This is a genomic window from Bacillus sp. NPDC057893 (assembly GCF_042796455.1).
Taxonomy (GTDB): Bacteria; Bacillota; Bacilli; order Bacillales; family Bacillaceae_G; genus Bacillus_A.
Genome location: NZ_JBHVNG010000001.1, coordinates 1,410,228 through 1,428,427, shown reverse-complemented (window position 1 = coordinate 1,428,427; position 18,200 = coordinate 1,410,228). Strand labels below are relative to the sequence as shown.

Sequence of the window (18,200 nt, the reverse complement as noted above, 5' to 3'; positions counted from 1 at the left end):
AATTAGACATATATAAAGAAAGAAGCTGATTCCCCCAGCTTCTTTCTTATATAACATTTTTCGCAACAATTTTTATATGTTCCGGTGCGATAATTTCCGTTATACTTTCTTGAAAATCTTCACGCAACATTTCTTCAATATGTTCTAGTTGTACTTCAACATGAGTACATTCTAAATTATGTATGTTTAATAATGCATAATGATCTTTTTTCTTAATTACTAAATATTGATTTTCCTCTGTTACGAGCATTGAACCTAATCGGGCTCCTAGTAGGCGTTGATCATCAAACTTCATAATTGCTTCTCCTTCCTTCACATAAATGAAATCAAAATGAAAATAATTACATTTATGGATAATACTCTTTTTTAGACTATATCATAATTTACTAAAATATAAATATCATTTTTCCTTTTAATAAAAATTCCTATTCTTTCATATATTTCGATACAAAAAACTTTCTCAACATAAAATTAGAATTTTCAGTTTTTATTCTTGTGAAAATCTATTATAATAAAGTTAATAAATGTTTGACCTCTCCTAATTCATGTACATATGGATGATCAGTAGTTGCTGCTACTGATCTATTTTTTTGATTTACAATATATCTTCAAAATAAAAAAGAGTAGTTCATTATTTGCTGAGCTACTCTTCATTCTACTCTCCCAGTCCTTAATGCAACTGCCCAATCATGTCGACCACTATTTTCAGCTAGTTGAGCCGCTTCTTCCCAATTATAAGAAACAGATATTTGTTCAACTAGCCAATCTTGTGCATTTTTTTCCATTATTACATACTTTGCATGTGGTGTTCCCGATTCCATTTTATGCACAACCGGTAGCTCATCTTTGTATGCCGGAAGTCCTACACTCCCCGGATTTATAATTATCTTTCCATTTGCTAAATAAACCACTCTAGGAATATGCGTATGTCCACATATTATTATTTTTTGCTCAACATTTTGGAGTTGATCCATTATAATTTTTTCATTCTTTAATACCGCACCATCTTCAGTCATCTCTTCTAACAAATACACCTCATCTGAAGTCGGTGTACCATGACAAAATAAAATATCGTCTACAATAAATTGTGACGGATGTTGTTTTAACCAATCTATATGATTATTTGTTAATTGATTTTGAACAAAAGTTAGTGTAGTAGATTGCTCTTGTATAGGTTCCCAAAGTATGCGATCACAATTCCCCTTAATATGTATCATCTCATTATTCATTAATATTTCAATTGTCCCTAAAGGATCTAACGGCCCATACACACTATCCCCTAAATTGATTATCATTTCGGCCTTGCGACGTTCAATATCTTTTAATACTGCTTTTAATGCGTGACTATTCCCATGAATATCTGAAATTATAGCTATTTTCATCTAAATCCCCACTTTAATATATTATTTATATACATCCGCCGCCAATTCCCTCAAAATATCCACATTCATCACTTCAAAGCATCCATTGTTTTTCTGTATTATCCCTTTATCACAAAAGGTATTTAATGTTCGTAATAAATGTCGATAACTTGTTCCTAACAATTCAGCTATCTCCGTTAAATTCCCACTAAATACAATTCTATTCCCGTGTTGTACCTCCCTTTCTCCAGCTACTAACATGTAACTCGCGAGTCTATTTTCAAGTGGATACAGTAAATTAATTGTACTATTTTTTGAAAGACGATTTAATTTGTGGGCTAAAGAACCGCAAATGCATCTTAAAAATTTCGCATCATGAAACAACTGATTTCTAACTTTCCCTAAAGGCAAACCAACACAATAAGAATCTGCCATAACTTGTACGTTTGAAGTGATTCTTTGAGAGTGAATTAACTCTACATCTCCTAGCAACTGCAAACTGTCATAAAAACATAATAATACAGATTTCCCATTACTTAATGTATTAAATGCTTTCGCTTTTCCTTCAACAAAAAAATATAAATAGTCTATCTCTTCGTTTTCTCTGCAAATGAACTCATTCTTTTTAAAAAATATAAGTTCCATATATGGTTTCATATCACTACTAAAAAATGAATCAATATTATTTCGTTTCATATACTCTGCTAATTTATTAGAATTACATACTTTCTTCATAGTCCCCCACCTTTACAACTACTCCCCATTGTAAACAAAATTTTCTTCTCTCACTATGACATATGTCATAGTAATACACAATTTCAGCATGATACAGTCATTACAAATATGAAATATAAAAAGGGGATATTACATTGTATAACTTTCTTTCTGTCTTTATTGGTGTACTTATTGCCATTATGCTCCCATTGAATGGGATTTTATCTGAGTTGATTGGCAATTATACAGCGAGTGTTGTCATTCATCTTGTAGGTTTAGTAGCAGTTATTTTCGTGCTAGTCCTTAACAAAAATAAAATTCACTTTGAAAAAGGTATTCCGCTTTATTTATATAGCGCTGGAGCGATTGGTGTATTCACTGTTCTTTTTAGCAATGTAAGCTTCTCTGCTCTTGGTGCCTCTATTACTATCGCATTAGGCTTACTTGGTCAATCTATTGCTTCTATCGTAATTGATCATTTCGGTTTATTAGGTATGAAAGTTGCGAAGTTTGAAAAGAAAAAACTAGTTGGGTTATTATTCATCTCTTCTGGAATTATTATCATGACAATTTATTAATGGGGGCAAGAATATGTTATATATTTGTATCGCTATTTTAGTTGGAGTATCCATCGTTGTTGCTAGAATTATTAACGCGAATTTAGCAAAGAAAATTGGAAATTGGGAAGGTACGTTTTTTAATTATATTACTGGATTATTTTTCTCTATGTTATTTTTAATTTTCAGTTCAGATTCGTTGTATATTTCTAGTCATACACTGCAATCCATACCTATCGCTGTATACTTAGGCGGATTAGTAGGCGTTATCGTTATCTCATTATCAAACTATATTACTCCTAAAATTCCAGCATTTTATTTAACGTTACTCATCTTTATCGGACAATTATTTACGGGGACTATCATTGATTTCTTCTTGTCACACGAACTCTCAATAGGCAAAGTTGTGGGTGGAATTTTCGTATTAATTGGGCTTACTTACAATTTACTCGTTGACCGCCCTATAAAAACCGTGAAGCATAATCACGTTCAACTATAATACTTTACGCTTACCTATCATATATTAATAGAAAAGCTCTTCACATGAAGCAATAGAGAGGAGAATATCCTATTAAGAAAATCATTTTACTGCTAGGTAGCGCATTCATTATTTTTGGAATCGTATGGTTTTTAAACTCTGGAAAATCTATTCAAGATTTCTATACAACAAATAAACCGAAGAAAAAAGCTACTATTATTTCAACTCAAAGAGAACCAGATGCACCTCCTATTTTTTTAGGAAAACAGGAAATAAAAGATATACATGTAGAGTCAATTAAAACAAAAAAGGATATCTTTCTCACAAAAACAGATGAGTTGAAAACATTCATTAACAGTATGGACACAGCAAAAAAAGGCGATTTAACGCTAGATGAAGAAGGTTCTGATTTAGTAGATTGTAACATGTGGATTACTTTCCAAGATGGGACTTATAAACAATATTTAATTTGGATAGTAGATCACAACAGTAGTGAAGTCATGATTGCCCAACAAAACTCTCCTGATGACGTAGATCTTACTTATTATCAATTAAATGAAGGTAATTCGAAAAAAGTATATAACTTATTTAAAAAGGTTATTTAATAGAAAAAGTCATGAGCTACTAGGCTCATGACTTTTTCTATTTATATATATTGAGGGAATACTTTACAGCTCTTTTCCTGCTCTATATCATGTCCAAAGAAAACAATTGGGTTCTCTTTCCTAACAACTTCTTTTAAACGTTTAATTGAAGATAAAGCTAATTCCGAATCAACCCCCGCGAACGGCACTTCATCTTCAAAATTCTCTTTCGTATACGATGCATCGATCGTTAATAACACTGGGCCAGAGTTCTCCGTCTCAATGAATAGTGACTGATGCCCTGGGGTATGTCCTGGTGTATACAATAATTGAACACCTGGTACGACTTCATAATCCCCTTCAATGATTTTGTAGTTTAAATTCGGCAATATACATTCTTTCATATATTCTTCTCTATGAAGGGCTGCCTCATATTCAGCACGCTGCACAATAATCGGTGTATTTGTAAAAGCGCCATTTCCTCCCGCATGATCAAAATGCAAATGAGAGCTAATAATATAAAGAAGGTCGTCCGGCTCATATCCAACGCGCTTTAAAATATTTATGATTCTATCTTCTTCAGTCATTTTCGGTAAAATCTGTCCTTCAACAAATGTACCGTTGAAAAGATCTTCGTTATTAACCGCACTTTCTGGCATACCTGTATCTACTAAAATAGGCCCCTCTTCTGTCTCCAACAAATAGCACCATACAGGTAAGTTCAATAAATTCCCCGGTGTGAGCGTACTATTAACAGAAGAATGATCTAACATACAACGACCTGCTGGAACGAAATAAAGCTTCTTTACTGTCATTATGTATCCACCTTTACATTTAGTTTTGAATAAAACAATATAGTAAAGAATTCCTCTTGTTAGAAATAAACTCCTTCTCACTTTTCATTGTTTCAGCTATTATTTTTGAGTCATTCACAAATTCTCCTTACATCGTTAATTACTATTCGTTACCCCCCTAAGAATCGAGAGTAATAAAACAACTGTTTGTATTCTGAAATAAAGTTCGAAGTAAGAAAGTACTTTAAGCAATACAGAAACAAACGCTAGTATACGAATGGAACGGATACACACTTAAACGAATGTTAAATATAAAATAACCGACTACCTACATGTTGAGAAAAGGAGTCAGTTATTTTTCTTATTTATTATTGCTCTTTATGTGTGGCGAGCTGAGATTATAAAAGATAATATGCTATTGTTTTTTCACTGTAATATTTCCGTTATGTGTGTTTAATTTAATTAAATTTTCTCCCTTTCCAATAACCGTATTCCCGTTATATTTATTCAGGATATTCGCGTTGCCATTGTCGACAGAAACATTAAATTGCACATTAGTTGGTTCTTTTTCGGTTTCAATATTAATTTTTCCATTGTGAGTCGTAAAATTGAGATTTCGATCCAGTTCATTCGTTTTCAGAGTAAGACTTCCATTTTTAGTTTGCCCCTCTATTTCACCTTCAACATGGTCTAGCATTATTCGTCCGTTGTTCGATTTCACATGAATATTTTGTGCCAATATATCTTTGAAATCCATAATTCCATTGTTTGTTTCCGCGATAATTTTTGGCGAATTGATTTCTCTTAATTCAACACGTCCATTGTTTGTATTGGCATTCAAATGCGTTGTGTTTAATTTTTTTATAGAAACGAAACCATTACTATTAGAAACTTTTAATGAATCATATTGCTTTTCAGGCAGATAAACATTTAATGTTAATGGGGCCAATACTTCGGAAATGTTGAAGTTAAACCATCTCTGTTGTTTTTCTTTGTATGAAATAAGAAGCGACGAATCTTTATCATCCGTAATCAACGTTCGTTTTATGTTAGGATTAACTTCCCCATCTAATGTTATTTTAATGTTACTATCTGTTGTAGGATAGGTGTTAACACGAACATTATTCGTATCGATAATGACGCTTGACACATTATTATTGTTAATGACCTTTTCTTCTGAAATTGGTACTGCAGCAATTGAACGAAAAGTGAGTAGACTTCCTATAATACCAATAATGAAAATAATACCTGCAATGATTGAAAGACTCTTTTTATTTATCATGCTTCAAACCACCTTTTACTAGTGCTATATTGAACTTTAAATAACGAACAAATCCATTCTTTGCTAGCTTCGTTAAAAATAACATAGCAATTACAATGAAATATCCAAGTCCACAAAGTGCTAAAGAAACGAAAAGATTAAATAGCAAGAATGTATTTGGATGTATAATAGTATCAACTAGAACAAGTAATGGTGAACCTAAAAATGAGATTCCTAGAACCCACCCTGAAAAAATCAATGCCGCTAATGTAATTGCAGGTCCAAGCACGATTAACAAATTGAAAAAACCTAATCCAATTACTGCCCAAATTGCCCGAAAAACATTTCCTGTTGTTGCACTTGCTGTTACTTTCTCAATATGATAATCTGCTAATAACTCTTTGGCGATTTGAGCTGGAGAACCTAATGAAGCTACAATTTCTTCTTCACTTTTCCCTTCCTCTAATCCGAAAGTAAAATGTTCTTCATAATCTTTTAAAATATCTGCACGCTCTTTTTCAGATAATCTTTTTAGAGATGCATTTAATTGTTGTAAAAATTTATTTTTCGTCATTACGTACACCTTCTTTTATTAATTGATTAACACCTTGTGAAAACTCATTCCATTCCTCCAAAAGTTGATACAAATACGTTCTACCTTTATCCGTCAGTTTATAATACTTCCTTGAAGGCCCTTCTGAAGACTCCTGTAAATACGTTGTAAAATATTCTTCTTTAGTTAATCTACGAAGTAGAGGATAAACAGACCCTTCTGATATTTCAATTTGATTGGAAATACTCCGAACTAATTCATACCCATAACGGTCTTGCTTATCAAGTAAGACAAGAACACAAAGTTCTAAAACTCCTTTTTTAAATTGTACATTCAATATTCATTCACCCTATTCTAATTGGCATCTACTACTATTTATTGTTTAGTACTATTTTATAATAAGTAACTACAAGTATAATATAACACTTGGTATTGTTCATTGCAAGGTACACTGGAAAAATAAGTATACCTTTCATCCGACGCTTATAACATCAACACGATGGCTCCTCTCCAGTTACATAGTTCTAAATGAGGCTGAAACAAGCCTTTAATAAAATGGAAAGGACCCAACTTTTTTACATAATGACACTTTACCTACTATAATAAAAAAGAACAGACTCTTACTTTAATGGAGGGAATAGAAATGAAAGCAATTGGTTTACATGAATACTTACCTATTGAAGAAGAAAACAGTTTAATTGATATTGAAGTTGAAAGACCTGTTGCCACAGGAAGAGATATGCTTGTTAAGATTAATGCGATTTCCGTTAACCCAGTTGATACAAAAGTCCGATCCCCGAAAGATAAAAAAGAAGATATAGCGAAAATACTTGGCTGGGATGCTTGTGGTGTTGTTATGCAAACTGGCGAAGGTTGTACGTTATTTAAAGAAGGCGATGAAGTATTTTACGCTGGAAGCATTACGAGACAAGGTACATATAGTGAATACCATCTAGTTGATGAAAGAATCGTTGGTAAAAAACCAAAAACGTTGAGTGATGCTGAAGCTGCAGCACTTCCTTTAACAGCCATTACAGCATGGGAAGGTTTGTTTGAACGTTTAGGGATTGATTATAATAAGAAAGATGAAAATTCATTTAAAAACATTTTAATTATCGGCGGAGCTGGTGGTGTAGGTTCCATCGCAATTCAGCTTGCGAAATGGGCTGGACTAAATGTAATCGCAACTGCTTCACGCAACGAAACAATACATTGGGTTGAAAAATTCGGTGCCGATTATATAGTTAACCATCACCAACCTTTAAAAGATCAACTATTAGAATTTGGACTAAAAGATGTAGATTACATCTTCTGCTTGAATAATACAGACCAACATTGGCACGCGATGGGTGACATTATTAAACCACAAGGAAAAATTTGCTCTATCGTAGAAAATGAACACCCTCTTGAGATGGGAATTTTAAAAAGTAAAAGTGCTACATTCGTTTGGGAGTTTATGTTTACAAAAGCGATGTATGAAACTGGTGATATGAGTACGCAGCATGAACTATTAAACAAAGTGAGCGAATTATTAGATGAAGGTATCCTTCGTACAACTTTAAACGATACGTTAACACCTATAAATTCAGAAAACCTTAGAAAAGCACATGCATTACTTGAAGGTGGACGTACAATTGGGAAGATTGTATTAGAAAAGTTTTAATAAAAAAGTCCGATTTCTAAATAAGAAATCGGACTTTTTTACCTTTATTTACTTGAAATCTCTTGATCATTTTGAACGTCTAACGGAGCTCTCTTCCCTATTCCGAAAGCATAGAAACTAATTGTTACGATAGCTAAGAAAACAATACCTACAATTAGTGAAATACGAGTATCATCGTTAAACCACATTCCGATTAATACCATAATTAAAAAGGCAATTGTTAAATAGTTTGTAACAGGAGCAAATGGCATTTTGAATGGATGATCTTTCATCTCTGCTCCCTTTTCTTTTCTAAAACGCATTTGACTAATTAAAATAACAAACCATGGTACCATACCAGGAAGTACACTCGCACTATATACATATACGAATAAGTTTTTCGGTGCAATATAACTTAAAACAACACCAACCGCTAAACCGATAATTACACCAACTGTACCGAATAAAGGTACACCGTTATTAGAGATCTTCGTAAAGTATTTCGGTGCTTGTCCATTTACACCTAGTGTATAAAGCATACGTCCAGCACTATAAATACCACTGTTACAACCAGACATTGCGGCTGTAATAACAACGAAGTTAATAAGTCCCGCAGCTGCCGTAATACCAACTTTCGCAAAAGTTGCTACGAACGGACTACCAATTGAACTTAATTGATCCCAAGGATAAACAGTTACAATAACGAAAATAGCACCAATATAGAAAATTAGAATACGCCAAATTGTGCTTTGAATTGCTCTAGTAAGTGTCTTCTTCGGATCTTTCGCTTCACCAGCAGTAATCCCGATTAATTCCACACCTTGATATGCCCCAACTACAAGTGATAGCGCAAAGAAGAATCCTGAAAAACCACCTGTGAAGAAACCACCATTTTTCCACAGATTAGATATACCAATTGCTTCTCCTCCGTTCCCAATTCCAAAGAAAATGAGACCGAATCCGGCAATAATCATTAATAAAATCGTAACAATTTTAATCATTGCAAACCAAAATTCAAATTCACCAAATGACTTAACCGAAATTAAGTTAGCAGCACCAAGAATAACCATTGCGATAACACCAGGTATCCAAGCTGGTAAATCTGGGAACCAATATTTCATATATGCCCCAACTGCGATAATCTCTGACATCCCAACGATAACCCACTGGAACCAGTTACTCCACGCTGTCATATAACCAGCTAGCGGATGAATATACTTGTGACCAAATGTCGCAAATGAACCTGTGCTTGGCTCCATATACAACATTTCTCCCATGGCGCGCATAATGAAGAAGATGAAAATACCTGCAATTGCATATGCAAGCATTACTGACGGACCTGTCCATTTAATCGTGCTGGCTGACCCCATAAACAAACCGACACCAATTGTTCCGCCTAAAGCAATCATTTGAATATGACGTGCTTCTAAACCTCGTTTCAATTCTTTGTTTGCCACTTCATTTCCCCCTCTTAGATGATTCATAGCCGCATTTAAAGTAAGATGCTTTACCCTAATTCCTCTTTGGCTTGAAAATGATGAAACAAACGTCATTTTAGACTAACTTTAAAGCTATCCTAAAATCTTATTTTGCCTCTTATAAAATTTCCAAAACCCCTCATCTTCCTATTTTCTATAAAACTTAAAATTGCTTACTTCATATTAATTCATTTATCTGAAAAGTTCAATTATTTTTTCAATAAATCATTATACATAAATCTGATTAATTTTTAACTAAATTAACAATAAAATACATCTTTTCAATATGATTCTAGTATGAATATTATTACAATATAAATAACCGAGGAGAAAGTATTCACCTCGGTTATTTATCACATACACATTAATATGTATTGTTTATACTACACTTTTCCACCATTTAAATGAATTTCATTTCCATTGCTACTGTCAATTTTAAATTCTATTTCCACATTCCCCATACGCTCTGTTCACATATCTGCCTGAAGGTTTAATATATTAGTACAATTACTTCTCTTTGCATACCCAATACATCCGTCCAGTCTTAATCACTCAATTCTCATTTCTGAAAAGTGGTCCTTAGTAGTACAAAAACAAAAAAGCCCAGCAATTCATCACTGGACTTCTTCTTTATCTTCCAACAAAACTTCCTCATCAAAACGAACAAATTTACTCTGTACTTCCATTCCAGCTGCTTCATATACGCGAGGTGCTCCTGTAATATTCTCTGAATCTACATTAAATTTTCACTGATTGTTCTTCTTGATAGATAATTTCTCCATCAATAATCGTTGTTTCTACTTTTAAATCTTTAATTTGGTCTGGATTGACATTTAAAATGCTGTCATTTAATACAACTAAATCCGCTAACTTTCCGGCCTCTATACTTCCTTTTATCTCTTCTTCAAAACTCGCATAAGCGCCATTCAGGGTGTATAGTTTAATAGCTTCCATTACGCTTACAGATTGATTCACACCAATCTCCATCCCAGACTTACTTTTTCTATTAACGGCAACATGAATTCCTAATAAAGGATTATAATCAGTAACTGGCGCGTCCGAACTACCTGCTGCAATGATGCCACGATCAATAAAATCACGAACAGCGTACATGTGGTTAACACGCTCACCATAATGCCGTGCATATATCTCTCCAAATTCATATGGAAAAGGAGGATTTGGAATTGGAACTATCTCGAGGGTTTTCATTCTCTCTTGTAAATCTGGTGAAGAAATTCCCGCGTGCTCAATCCGATGACGGTGATTCTTTCTTGGTGATTCCTCTAGCGCCTTTTCTACACAATTCAAATACATTTCAATAGCTTTATCACCTTGTGCATGTACAGTGATTTGATAGCCTTTTTTATGTGCTTCACCTAAAACTTGATAGATTTCTTCCTCACTATAATAAAGAATACCATAATTGTTAGAGTCACTAGAATATGACTTACGAGTTGCAATTGTAGGACCCGTGCTGCTTCCATCTGTAAACAATTTAGCTGGTCCAACTTTAAATCTCTCATCTCCGGTACCAGTTACCACACCAGCTTCGACCATTTTATTAACAAATTCATGGGAGTTATTTATTTGACATATCATTGCATATATTCTGACACGAATATCCCTACTCTTCACAGCTTGTTGTAGTAAACGAAAACTCTCCGGTCCATCTCCACCTGCGTCATGTATACTCGTTATGCCAGCTGCAACGAAATGATCTGATGCAATTTTCACTGCCTTCATCAGTTCACTCTCTTTATAACTTGCAACCTCACTCATCCCCATATTTGCTGCTTCAATTAACCTTCCTGTAAGCTTTCCTGCCTGATCCTTTTCAATAACTCCCCCACTCGTGTTCGGTGTGTTCTCGTTAATTCGCGCAATTTCTAATGCTTTGCTGTTCACTACGCTTATATGGTGGCAAGTACGAGTTATAATAATAGGATGTTCAACTGAAATTTCATCCAGCTCAGTAATTGTTGGATAACGCTTTTCCTTCACAGCGGTTTCATTAAAGCCCCAAGCACGTATCCATTCACCTTTTGGCGTTTCTAATGCCTTCTTTTTCAGATCATCTAACAAAGCCTCGATAGAATCAATATGTTCAGCTTTACAACTGACAGCCAACTGATTTTGCCCATAAGAAATGAGGTGAAGATGGGAATCAATGAATCCAGGAAGAAGCGTTTTTCCTTGCAGGTCAATTACATTCGTTTTTTCTCCTATAAAACTCTTAACCTCCTGATTTGAACCAACAACTGCGATACGATTATCTTTTATTGCTACAGCTTCGGCCACTGTATTCTTTTGGTCTACTGTAATAACTTCTCCATTTATCAATACAACATCAGCTTTCATAAACTCAGCCCTTTCGGAATTACTCTTTTAGAGTAATTCGTTCCATATTTAAAGATATATCTCTCGAGATGCTGTTCCGCTTCCCAGCAAAATTCATCAATAATTAATTACAGTTGAGCTAAACATTCTTTCATTGTTTTAACGATAAAAGTAAAGTCTTCCTCTGTGATGCTTAATGGAGGCGCAAGCTGTAAAATATTATTGTAACCTGCAACAGTGTCACCATTTTTACCAATAATTAGACCTTTTTCTTTACAAGCATTGATGACTTTGTTCATCTTTTCAATAGAAGCCGGTTCTTTTGTTTGCTTATCCTCCACTAGTTCAATACCTAAAAGAAGGCCTTTTCCGCGAACATCTCCTACGTTTGGATGTTCTTTTACATCCTCTAGTTCATATAACAGTCGTTCACCCAATTCTTTGGAACGCTCAATGAGTTTCTCATTCTCCATAATTTCTAAATTCTTCAAAGCTAAGGCGCAAGCAGCAGGATTTCCTCCGAACGTATTTACATGGCGGAAACGATCATAATCATCACTGCCTACGAATGCCTCATAAACCTCTCGTCTAACTGCTGTTGCTGACAAAGGAAGATACGCACTTGTAATACCTTTTGCCATTGTAATGATATCTGGTTTAACGCCATAATTCATAAATCCAAATGGCTTCCCAGTCCGGCCAAATCCACATATAACTTCATCACAAATGAGCAACGCACCGTGCTTCTCGCAAATTTCTTTTACTTTTTCCATATATCCATCAGGAGGCATCAAAATGCCGCCCCCGGTAATAATCGGCTCCATAATCACGCCGGCTACTGTTTGACTTAACTCCCATGTCATAACACGATCGATTTCATCAGCACTTGTCAGTGTACGAACATCATCTGGATTGCGATACGTATCAGGCGGTGCTACATGCAAGAACCCTTGTCCGAGTGGTTCATATTTATACTTTCGCTGTGCTTGACCTGTTGCCGCAAGAGCCCCCATTGAGTTACCGTGATAAGCACGATAGCGTGAAATAAACTTATAACGTGCATGATCACCTTTTTGTTGATGGTATTGACGAGCAATTTTAAACGCCGTTTCATTTGCTTCCGATCCACTGTTAGAAAAGAAAATGACATATTCATCATCAAGCCATTCATTCAATTTCTCTGCTAATTTAATAGCAGGAACATGACTTTGTGTCAGAGGGAAATATGGCATTTCTTCAAGCTGTTCAAAAGCCGCCCTTGCAAGCTCCTTTCGACCATACCCAACATTCACGCACCAAAGACCGGACATACCGTCTAAATAACGGTTTCCATCAATATCCGTCACCCATGCCCCTTCTGCTTTTGTGATAATTAAATTCGTTGGACTAGGGGCTGCTCCTCTCATTGCATGCCAAAGGTACTTTTCATCTGTTTTTTTCAAACTTTGTGTTTTCTCTGTCGCTTGCACAATCACCAACTCCATTCTATCTTTTTATGATTTCACATCACTCTTTCAATAACGAGCCGTAAGCATTTTCTTGCGAGTATAGAATTCTACGCCATCTTTTCCATTTGCATGGAGATCACCATAGAAGGATTTCTTATACCCTGAGAATGGGAAGAATGCCATTGGAGCCGGAACTCCAAGATTGACCCCAAGCATACCTGCATCAATTTCTTCACGAAATTCACGAATGGCTTTAGCACTATTTGTGTACAGGCATGCACCATTTGCGAACGGTGATGCATTAGCAACATGAATCGCTTCCATCAAGTCTTTTACGCGTACCACAGAAAGAACCGGTGCGAAGATTTCATCTTGCCAGATTTTCATTTCCTTTGTCACATTGTCAAAAATCGTTGGGCCAACAAAATAACCTTGGCTGTTTGCTGCATCGTCTTCACGTCCGTCACGAATAAGTGTCGCTCCCTGCTCTACACCGGATTGAATGTATCCGAGTGTACGCTCTTTATGTCCGTCACGAATAACAGGACCAAGGAAAACACCTTCTTCCAGGCCATTACCAATCGTAATAGCATTAGCCTCTTGTAGTAGTCTATTAACGAGCTCATCTGCAACATCTTCTTCCACGACAACAACAGCTGCCGCCATGCATCGTTCACCAGCTGAACCGAAAGCAGCATTTGTAATTTCTTTCACTGTAGAACTAAGGTCCGCATCTTTTAATACGATCGAATGATTTTTTGCCCCTGCAAGAGCTTGTACACGTTTGCCGTTAGCTGCTGCTGTTTTATATATATACTCAGCCACAGGTTGAGAACCAACGAAAGATACAGCCTTGACATCCTCATTGTCAAGAATGCCGTTAACAACGTCATGTGCACCATGCACAATATTTAGTACTCCATCTGGAAGACCTGCTTCTTTAAACAGTTCAGCTATGCGATTAGCCAATAGCGGTGTTCTTTCAGATGGTTTTAATACAAACGTATTTCCGCATGCAATCGCGAGTGGAAACATCCAGCATGGCACCATCATCGGAAAGTTAAATGGCGTTATTCCTGCGATTACTCCGATCGGGTAACGATACATCCCTGATTCAACACCAGTAGCAATATCGGGAAGTTGTTCTCCCATCATTAAAGTGGGTGCGCCTGCGGCAAATTCAACACATTCAATCCCCCGCTGTACTTCACCGTATGCTTCTTGATAACTTTTTCCGTTTTCCAAGGTTACGAGTTTAGCTAACTCTTCCCAGTTTTCAATCAATAGCTGTTGATAACGAAAGAGAATCCGCGCACGCCGAGGAACAGCGATCTTTCTCCATGTTTTGAATGCTTCTTTAGCAGTTGCTACAGCTCTATCTAAATCTTCTTTAGTCGAAAGCGGCACACGAGCAATAATCTCTCCTGTTGCTGGATTTGGTACATCTTCAACTTGCTTACTTGTGGATTCTATCCATTGTCCGCCAATATAGTTTTTCAACGTTTGTACATTTTTCGTTACTACCATGGTGAAACCTCCTATTTTAAAATAACCATCCTATGTTATTGCACTCACAAAAGAAAGCGCATTCATTTGACGGTATGTAAACTTATTTGCATCCATTTCTTCAACATTACTAATCTTAATCTTATCCATTGCATACGCAGGAGCAGTCATCTGCTTAGCATTTGTCCACTCCCCCAGTTCACATTATTTCAGATGGATCTCATGGTTCATCTTATAATTCTTTTTCAAAAATACTGGGCAATCCCATTCACAAACGAGGTCCTTAGCCAAGGAAACAACCCAATCCTTTGTAACATGATACTTTTTTCCATCAACAGTAATAAACACTTCACCGGCTGTCACATAGAAAACTTCCTGTTCTTCTACATGCCACGTTCCTTTATTCGGTTCGCCTACCCACGGTTCCCATGCGTTGGCACGTAGTTGCTCTGCTTCTTCTGCTGTAATTTTTTTCGCAAAAAACATGATGATATCCCTCTTTCTTATTGGTAATTTTGACGGAATACGTTCCTATAAATCTACTGTTTTAACATTGGTAGCTGTATTAACATTGGTAACTTTTAAACGTTTGAACTCTTTTCTCATAAAGTATATGGCAATGAGAACACCTGGAATTTCTGCAGCAGGAGCAGCGTACCATACACCTTCTACACCCCAGAATTTCGGGAAAATAAATAGAAATGGTAACATGAACAATAATATTTTGCTTACACTAATAAACGTTGCGGACCAGTTTCTCTCCTGTGATTCAAAATAACCAGAGACAAGCAAGCTAACTGCACTAAGTGTAAACAAACAATTGAATACAACCGTCGTCCAAATGCCCAGTTTTTGCAATTCAGGATTACCACCGGAAAAAAATGACACAATTGGATCTGCAAAAATGATTAATATGGCTGTCACAATTACAAAGAAGGAAACTGTAAAAATGAGTCCCATCTTAATTGCTTGTTTCACACGATCAAGGTTGCCTGCACCGTAATTATAACTAATAATTGGTTGAAGCCCTGTCATCCCACCGAGCGCCGCTAAAGCGAGGAGATTTGTAATGTAACCATTTTGAATCGTGAAAGCTGCAACGTGTAGACCACCACCGTAGCTTTGCAGTAAATTGTTGGTGAAAATAATTGCAATAAACATCATGAACTGACTAGAGAAAGATGCAAAACCTGTCCAAACTACTTCACCAATTTTCTTGAAATTTATCATCATGTCTTTCATTTTCGGCTTAAGTTTTGTTTTACCAAACCAGAAATAAAAGATTAAGAGAACAGGAATCGATTGCGAAATCGTATTAGCCCATGAAGAACCCATCATCCCCATGTCATACTTCACTACCATAATCCATTCCATAATTCCAGCCACAGCCGCTGCGACTAACCAACTGTTCATTGATAATATAGGTTTTTCATCGATATTAGCTAAAATACTTAATACAACGGCCAATATCGTTAATGGCAACGAAATCCATAGTAGTCGGCTATATTGCACCGCATACGGAAGCGCTTCATCACTTGCTCCAAATAGAATCATAATATCAGTTTCAAAGGCCAATCCAAGTATAGCTAACAAAGAGGAAAGGGAAAGAGTAAACCATAAAGTTTGTCCCATAATACTTCTAGCTTCTTCTAGCTTTCCTTTTCCCAGTCGAAGTGAAATGACCGCTCCGGCTCCCACACCCAAAAGAACACCGATCATACGGGTAATAACCATAACGGTAAATCCAATTCCTATCCCTTCGATTTCCAGCTCCTGAAAGCCACTGACGAAATAGCCATCGATAACCGATACAACTCCTAGAATTACATTAGCCATAATTCCTGCCAAAGCAAACCGTAAATATAGTAACGGAATACTTTTGGTTCCGAGCACTGAATCATCCACCGACTTATTCATTCCTTCTGGCTTCTCTATGTTCGATGACGGACGGTTGTCCACTATTTTCATGAGCATATCCCCTTACAAATAATTTATATAGCAAGTTAAGCTCAATTAATTCACATACCAACCTACAGGATTGGCATGCTGGTGGATATTGATTTGCTTCGTTTCCATAAAGTGCTCCAGTCCGGCAACACCTAAAGCCCTACCGATTCCACTTTGCTTATATCCGCCCCAAGGACCTTCAACATAAGCAAGATGATAACTATTAATCCAAGTAATTCCCGCACGCAATTTACTAATGACACGTTTTGCTCGGTCCATATCTTCAGTAAATACAGCACCGGCTAATCCATAAATGGAATCATTCGCTTTTTGGATCGCATCTTCCTCATCTTTAAATTTCTGTACAACAAGGACTGGTCCAAAAATCTCTTCCTTAACAATACACATATCTGCATTTACATCAGCAAAGATTGTTGGTGCGATGAAAAACCCTCGATCAAGCCCATTTTCTGTTAAACGTTTACCACCACAAACTAATTTTGCACCTTCTTCAATTCCACTCTTTATATAATGTAAAACGTCATTCATATGAGACTCGGTTGTGAGAGCTCCCATTTCGATATTCTCGCTTTCTCCGTTTCCAACTACAATTTTGTTCGCACGCTCGGCCAATCTTTCAACAAACTTATCGTAAATGGTCTCTTGTACAAGCAAACGGGATGCAGCTGAACAAACTTGCCCAGCGTTGTGGAAAATACCAAACATCGCATTATCGACTGCCGTTTCAAAATCCACATCGTCAAACACCATAAGTGGAGATTTCCCGCCTAATTCAAGTGTGACTTTTTTCAGATTGCCCGCAGCTGCGCGCATAATACTTTGACCTGTTTTTGTTCCACCGGTAAAGGCAACTTTGTCAACATCGTGACTCTCTGCAAGCTCATTTCCAACCTTTGAGCCAGGTCCTAATACTAGGTTTGCTACTCCGTCCGGAAGTCCAACCTCTTCGATGATTTCAAATAATTTGAATACGCTTACAGGAGTGACGTCGGCTGGCTTAATTACAATTGTATTTCCTGCGGCAAGTGCAGGAGCAATTTGCCAAACAGCTAGCATAAGCGGGAAGTTCCAAGGTACAATTAGTCCACAAACACCAATTGGTTCATGAATAACAATCGTTTCTGAAGAATCATCACGATTGTAAGATTCCTTTTTCATACCTTTAATCAAGTCAGCATAATAGCGGAAGCATTGAACCGATACAGGAATATCTACATAGGTTGTTGCACGAATAACTTTACCGTTATTTGCAGTTTCCAAACGTGCAATTTCAGCTGTCTTCTCTTCAAGACGGTCTGCAATCTTATATAGATAATCAGCTCTTTCATCAGCCGATAAATCTGACCAAATTCCGCTGTCAAACGCTTTACGAGCCGCCTGGATTGCTATCTTCGCATCATCTGCTGATCCATGGGCAGACGTCGCAATAACCTCTTCAGTTGCAGGATTGATAATATTTCGTCTAGCACCCGATAATGCTTCTACCCATTTTCCGTCAATGAACATGTTAATTTCCATA

The 18,200-nt window shown here is 36.3% G+C and carries 18 protein-coding genes and 1 pseudogene; 4 read left to right on the top strand and 15 right to left on the bottom strand.

Annotated elements, in window-relative coordinates:
• Positions 1-46: 46 nt before the first annotated feature.
• The 3 genes from ACFVQC_RS07615 to yeiL all read right to left on the bottom strand — a co-directional run bounded on the left by ACFVQC_RS07615 (position 47) and on the right by yeiL (position 2,096).
• The gene (locus ACFVQC_RS07615; protein ID WP_377894871.1) at positions 47-295 is read right to left on the bottom strand and encodes a hypothetical protein; all 249 of its coding nucleotides are present in this window, start codon (positions 293-295) and stop codon (positions 47-49) included.
• A 355-nt stretch (positions 296-650) separates the two neighbouring features.
• The gene (locus tag ACFVQC_RS07610) at positions 651-1,382 is read right to left on the bottom strand and encodes a metallophosphoesterase family protein (protein WP_377897937.1); all 732 of its coding nucleotides are present in this window, start codon (positions 1,380-1,382) and stop codon (positions 651-653) included.
• A 21-nt stretch (positions 1,383-1,403) separates the two neighbouring features.
• The gene (gene yeiL / locus ACFVQC_RS07605) at positions 1,404-2,096 is read right to left on the bottom strand and encodes a transcriptional regulator YeiL (protein WP_377894867.1); all 693 of its coding nucleotides are present in this window, start codon (positions 2,094-2,096) and stop codon (positions 1,404-1,406) included.
• A gap of 134 nt (positions 2,097-2,230) precedes the next feature.
• Between yeiL and ACFVQC_RS07600 the strand changes: the two genes are divergently transcribed.
• From ACFVQC_RS07600 to ACFVQC_RS07590, 3 genes are all read left to right on the top strand, one after another.
• On the top strand, positions 2,231-2,653 hold the full coding sequence (locus ACFVQC_RS07600; RefSeq protein WP_377894865.1) for a DMT family transporter: 423 nt from the start codon (positions 2,231-2,233) through the stop codon (positions 2,651-2,653).
• A 13-nt stretch (positions 2,654-2,666) separates the two neighbouring features.
• On the top strand, positions 2,667-3,131 hold the full coding sequence (locus ACFVQC_RS07595) for a DMT family transporter (RefSeq protein WP_377894863.1): 465 nt from the start codon (positions 2,667-2,669) through the stop codon (positions 3,129-3,131).
• An 89-nt stretch (positions 3,132-3,220) separates the two neighbouring features.
• Complete coding sequence (locus tag ACFVQC_RS07590) at positions 3,221-3,715, top strand: hypothetical protein (protein WP_377898145.1); 495 nt, start codon at positions 3,221-3,223, stop codon at positions 3,713-3,715.
• A 41-nt stretch (positions 3,716-3,756) separates the two neighbouring features.
• On the opposite strand, the gene aiiA is transcribed toward ACFVQC_RS07590, so the two are convergent.
• The 4 genes from aiiA to ACFVQC_RS07570 all read right to left on the bottom strand — a co-directional run bounded on the left by aiiA (position 3,757) and on the right by ACFVQC_RS07570 (position 6,639).
• Positions 3,757-4,509 carry a quorum-quenching N-acyl homoserine lactonase AiiA gene (gene aiiA / locus ACFVQC_RS07585; protein ID WP_377894861.1) on the bottom strand — a complete coding sequence of 251 codons (753 nt, stop codon included), beginning with the start codon at positions 4,507-4,509 and terminating at the stop codon, positions 3,757-3,759.
• Between the two features lie 394 nt (positions 4,510-4,903).
• Complete coding sequence (locus ACFVQC_RS07580; protein WP_377897936.1) at positions 4,904-5,770, bottom strand: DUF4097 family beta strand repeat-containing protein; 867 nt, start codon at positions 5,768-5,770, stop codon at positions 4,904-4,906.
• On the bottom strand, positions 5,760-6,323 hold the full coding sequence (locus ACFVQC_RS07575) for an HAAS signaling domain-containing protein (RefSeq protein WP_377897934.1): 564 nt from the start codon (positions 6,321-6,323) through the stop codon (positions 5,760-5,762). The genes ACFVQC_RS07580 and ACFVQC_RS07575 overlap by 11 nt, the downstream gene beginning before the upstream one ends.
• Entirely contained in the window at positions 6,310-6,639 is a 330-nt protein-coding gene (locus ACFVQC_RS07570) for a PadR family transcriptional regulator (protein WP_002137567.1), read from the bottom strand. Before ACFVQC_RS07570 ends, ACFVQC_RS07575 begins: the two co-directional genes overlap by 14 nt.
• Before the next feature lie 306 nt (positions 6,640-6,945).
• On the opposite strand from ACFVQC_RS07570, the gene ACFVQC_RS07565 reads away from it, so the two are divergent.
• Positions 6,946-7,965: a zinc-binding alcohol dehydrogenase family protein gene (locus ACFVQC_RS07565; RefSeq protein WP_377897932.1), complete on the top strand. Its 1,020-nt coding sequence runs from the start codon at positions 6,946-6,948 to the stop codon at positions 7,963-7,965.
• 44 nt (positions 7,966-8,009) lie between these two features.
• Here the strand turns inward: ACFVQC_RS07565 and ACFVQC_RS07560 are convergent, their stop codons facing one another.
• The 8 genes and pseudogenes from ACFVQC_RS07560 to ACFVQC_RS07525 all read right to left on the bottom strand — a co-directional run bounded on the left by ACFVQC_RS07560 (position 8,010) and on the right by ACFVQC_RS07525 (position 18,199).
• Positions 8,010-9,401 carry an amino acid permease gene (locus ACFVQC_RS07560; protein WP_002146461.1) on the bottom strand — a complete coding sequence of 464 codons (1,392 nt, stop codon included), beginning with the start codon at positions 9,399-9,401 and terminating at the stop codon, positions 8,010-8,012.
• 635 nt (positions 9,402-10,036) lie between these two features.
• A pseudogene (locus tag ACFVQC_RS07555) lies at positions 10,037-10,168 on the bottom strand (GNAT family N-acetyltransferase); the annotation flags it as partial.
• The gene (locus ACFVQC_RS07550; protein WP_377897930.1) at positions 10,161-11,780 is read right to left on the bottom strand and encodes an amidohydrolase; all 1,620 of its coding nucleotides are present in this window, start codon (positions 11,778-11,780) and stop codon (positions 10,161-10,163) included. The gene ACFVQC_RS07550 and the pseudogene ACFVQC_RS07555, both read right to left, overlap by 8 nt.
• Positions 11,781-11,887: 107 nt before the next feature.
• Positions 11,888-13,243 (bottom strand): aspartate aminotransferase family protein, encoded by a 1,356-nt coding sequence (locus ACFVQC_RS07545; protein WP_377897929.1) that lies wholly within the window; start codon positions 13,241-13,243, stop codon positions 11,888-11,890.
• A 30-nt stretch (positions 13,244-13,273) separates the two neighbouring features.
• Positions 13,274-14,734 (bottom strand): CoA-acylating methylmalonate-semialdehyde dehydrogenase, encoded by a 1,461-nt coding sequence (locus ACFVQC_RS07540; RefSeq protein ID WP_377897927.1) that lies wholly within the window; start codon positions 14,732-14,734, stop codon positions 13,274-13,276.
• A 183-nt stretch (positions 14,735-14,917) separates the two neighbouring features.
• Complete coding sequence (locus ACFVQC_RS07535) at positions 14,918-15,199, bottom strand: cupin domain-containing protein (protein ID WP_377897925.1); 282 nt, start codon at positions 15,197-15,199, stop codon at positions 14,918-14,920.
• Between the two features lie 45 nt (positions 15,200-15,244).
• A complete protein-coding gene (locus tag ACFVQC_RS07530; RefSeq protein WP_377897923.1) occupies positions 15,245-16,681 on the bottom strand; it encodes an MATE family efflux transporter in 1,437 nt (478 codons plus the stop codon).
• 45 nt (positions 16,682-16,726) lie between these two features.
• Positions 16,727-18,199 (bottom strand): aldehyde dehydrogenase family protein, encoded by a 1,473-nt coding sequence (locus ACFVQC_RS07525; RefSeq protein WP_377894840.1) that lies wholly within the window; start codon positions 18,197-18,199, stop codon positions 16,727-16,729.
• Position 18,200 lies beyond the last annotated feature (1 nt).

Bases quoted from the DNA above. Each gene is read 5' to 3' on its own strand.
- ACFVQC_RS07615 (WP_377894871.1), bottom strand. From the start codon at position 295: ATGAAGTTTGATGATCAACGCCTACTAGGAGCCCGATTAGGTTCAATG.
- ACFVQC_RS07610 (WP_377897937.1), bottom strand. From the start codon at position 1,382: ATGAAAATAGCTATAATTTCAGATATTCATGGGAATAGTCACGCATTA.
- yeiL (WP_377894867.1), bottom strand. From the start codon at position 2,096: ATGAAGAAAGTATGTAATTCTAATAAATTAGCAGAGTATATGAAACGA.
- ACFVQC_RS07595 (WP_377894863.1), top strand. From the start codon at position 2,667: ATGTTATATATTTGTATCGCTATTTTAGTTGGAGTATCCATCGTTGTT.
- aiiA (WP_377894861.1), bottom strand. From the start codon at position 4,509: ATGACAGTAAAGAAGCTTTATTTCGTTCCAGCAGGTCGTTGTATGTTA.
- ACFVQC_RS07580 (WP_377897936.1), bottom strand. From the start codon at position 5,770: ATGATAAATAAAAAGAGTCTTTCAATCATTGCAGGTATTATTTTCATT.
- ACFVQC_RS07575 (WP_377897934.1), bottom strand. From the start codon at position 6,323: ATGACGAAAAATAAATTTTTACAACAATTAAATGCATCTCTAAAAAGA.
- ACFVQC_RS07565 (WP_377897932.1), top strand. From the start codon at position 6,946: ATGAAAGCAATTGGTTTACATGAATACTTACCTATTGAAGAAGAAAAC.
- ACFVQC_RS07550 (WP_377897930.1), bottom strand. From the start codon at position 11,780: ATGAAAGCTGATGTTGTATTGATAAATGGAGAAGTTATTACAGTAGAC.
- ACFVQC_RS07545 (WP_377897929.1), bottom strand. From the start codon at position 13,243: ATGGAGTTGGTGATTGTGCAAGCGACAGAGAAAACACAAAGTTTGAAA.
- ACFVQC_RS07540 (WP_377897927.1), bottom strand. From the start codon at position 14,734: ATGGTAGTAACGAAAAATGTACAAACGTTGAAAAACTATATTGGCGGA.
- ACFVQC_RS07535 (WP_377897925.1), bottom strand. From the start codon at position 15,199: ATGTTTTTTGCGAAAAAAATTACAGCAGAAGAAGCAGAGCAACTACGT.
- ACFVQC_RS07530 (WP_377897923.1), bottom strand. From the start codon at position 16,681: ATGAAAATAGTGGACAACCGTCCGTCATCGAACATAGAGAAGCCAGAA.
- ACFVQC_RS07525 (WP_377894840.1), bottom strand. From the start codon at position 18,199: ATGGAAATTAACATGTTCATTGACGGAAAATGGGTAGAAGCATTATCG.